The following is a 2,172-nucleotide window of genomic DNA, read 5'->3' on the forward strand; positions in this document are numbered from 1 at the left end:
TGCGTGCGGCATGACCTCGCGAACGGCCGCGTCGACGTCGGCGCACAGGTCGGACTTGGTGAGCACCACCACGGGTACGGCACCGCTCTCCCAGGCGAGGGTGAGCAGCCGCTCGAGGCGGCGCACGGGAAGCGGGCCGGACAGGCCGAGGCAGACCAGGACGTGGTCGACGTTGGCGGCGAGCGGCTGGCCCACGGATGTCCCGCGAGCCGTACCGCGCACGAGCAGCGAGGTGCGCGGCAGCACCTCGTGCACCGTCAGGCCGACCGGCGAGAGCGCCAGCCAGTCCCCGACGGTCGGGGCGTCACGCGGATCGGAGGGCGATGGCAGGGCGGGCACGCGCAGCGCTCCGCTCGGCGTGAGCACGTCGTACAGGGAGCGGTCGACGCGGGTGACGAGGGCCGGGACGAGACCGTCCGCGACATCAGGGAACTGCAACGCAAGAGCCTTCCAGGAGGAGGGCAGCGACTACAGGGCTGCCCCGGTGAGGTGGGCGCGAGTGAGCGCAACGGCAGTCATGACGACCCACCTCCCTCGTGAAACACAGCGACGGCGCCAGGCTAGGCCCGGCGCCGTCGTGCTGTCAGGTCCTTTTCGTGGATCTACGGCTGGTACGCCGAGCGGCCGGCGGTCTGCTTGGCCCAGATGACGTGGCCCTTCTTGCCGTCCGCGAACTCGCCGTAGTTGTCGGCGTAGGCGATCTGCGCCATGCCGTCCTTGCCGATCTGCAGCTCGAAGAAGTCCGCCAGGCTGCGATCGCCTCCGGTGATGCAGAGCAGCCCGTTGAGGCAGATGCTGCCCCGGTGCAGGGGGTCGCCCACGGCGACCTTGGCGCGGGTGATCTGCGGACGCGAGGACGTGGCCTGGCGGACCTGCGCGAAGTGGATGTCCCAGACGGCGGTGGGATCGTCGGACCCGCCGGACCCGCGGTGGCCGTACCACGCGATGTCGAGCACGCCGGGCGCACCCGCGTCACCGGTCGCATAGATCTGCGCGCCACGGTTCATCGGCGCGTCATCGACCTTCACCGGTTTGCTCCAGGTCTTGGCCTTGTCCTTGGAATACGCGTAGTAGGTGTGGAAGTGGCCGGGCGCGCCCTTGTCGGAGTTGTAGAGCACGTAGACGGTGCCCGCCTTGTCGACGGCACCCCACGAGAAGATCGCCCCGCTGACGCTCGTGGTGTCGTTGGGCACGGCGTACTTGTTGGTGAACGCGACGTCCTCAGGGCCCTTGTGCGCCACGACGATGCCGGCGCTCTTGCCGAACGGCGGCGTGCCGTCGAGCACGTTGCGCTTGGCGTCGGAGATCGAGTAGATGACGTACATGTCCTTGCCATCGGGACTCAGCAGCATGGGCCCGCTGAAGGTGTTCACGCCCTGGTCGATCAGCGAGGCGGGCTGGCCGGGGGCACCGGGTCCGGTGCCCGGGAGCGCCGCCTGGTCCACACCGGTCACCGGCTGCGCCGCGAGATTGGCCGGCCAGGTCATCCCGCCGTCGTTGCTCTGGGCGTAGAACTCGCCCTCGGCAACGAAGTCGTGGTAGACGAGGTAGGCGGTCTTGCCGTCGCGGGAGTGCGCGAACCACTGCCGGTCCTGCTCGACACCGGCGGTCTGCGTGCCGTGCCAGGTCTTCCCGAAGTCCTTGGAGTACCGGATGGCCGAGTCGGTGACCTCGAGGTCGGCGTTGAGCAGCGTGCCGTTCGGCAGGTAGTCCAGCTCGCAGTCGCCACCGCCGTTGTCGCTGGTGGTGTGCGAGGTGCCGAAGCTCTTGCCGTCGTTGTTGGAGTACCAGACCGAGGTCTGGCCCGCGCCACCCGGGACGCAGATGGCGATGTGCTTGCCGTCGTCCGAGAGCGCCAACGAGGGCTCGCCGTACGCCTTCTGGTCCGCGAGCACGACGCGCTTGAAGGTCACCGGCTTCGTCGCTGTCGTGGCGAGCGCGAGCGGGGTCGCAGCGAGCAGCGCGGCGGTGACCGCCAGGGCGTAAGGGCGCAGGGATCGACGGTTCATGCCCCTTCCTTCGGCGGCGGGACGCCGTCTCCTGCTCACACCGCGTGCGGACCGGCCTCGCTGCTGCGGTGGAACACCCGGTAGTAGAGGTACGCCGCGGACTCACGCGTGATGTACCGCAGCTCGGACCCCCGGGTGCCTACCGCGGGACCGGTGCGGGTGG

At 69.7% G+C, this 2,172-nt stretch carries 2 protein-coding genes; both read right to left on the minus strand.

The genetic code is table 11. The annotated features are described in order from the left end of the window. A partial coding sequence (rsgA, locus tag VM306_RS31690) for a GTPase RsgA (RefSeq protein ID WP_325521433.1) occupies positions 1-438 on the minus strand: 438 nt, incomplete at its 3' end. 164 nt (positions 439-602) lie between these two features. Continuing rightward, positions 603-2,009, minus strand: coding sequence for a sialidase family protein (locus VM306_RS31695; RefSeq protein WP_325521434.1), 1,407 nt, complete (start codon positions 2,007-2,009; stop codon positions 603-605). Between the last annotated feature and the right edge of the window lie 163 nt (positions 2,010-2,172).

This window comes from Lentzea sp., assembly GCF_035525475.1.
Taxonomy (GTDB): domain Bacteria; phylum Actinomycetota; class Actinomycetes; order Mycobacteriales; family Pseudonocardiaceae; genus Lentzea.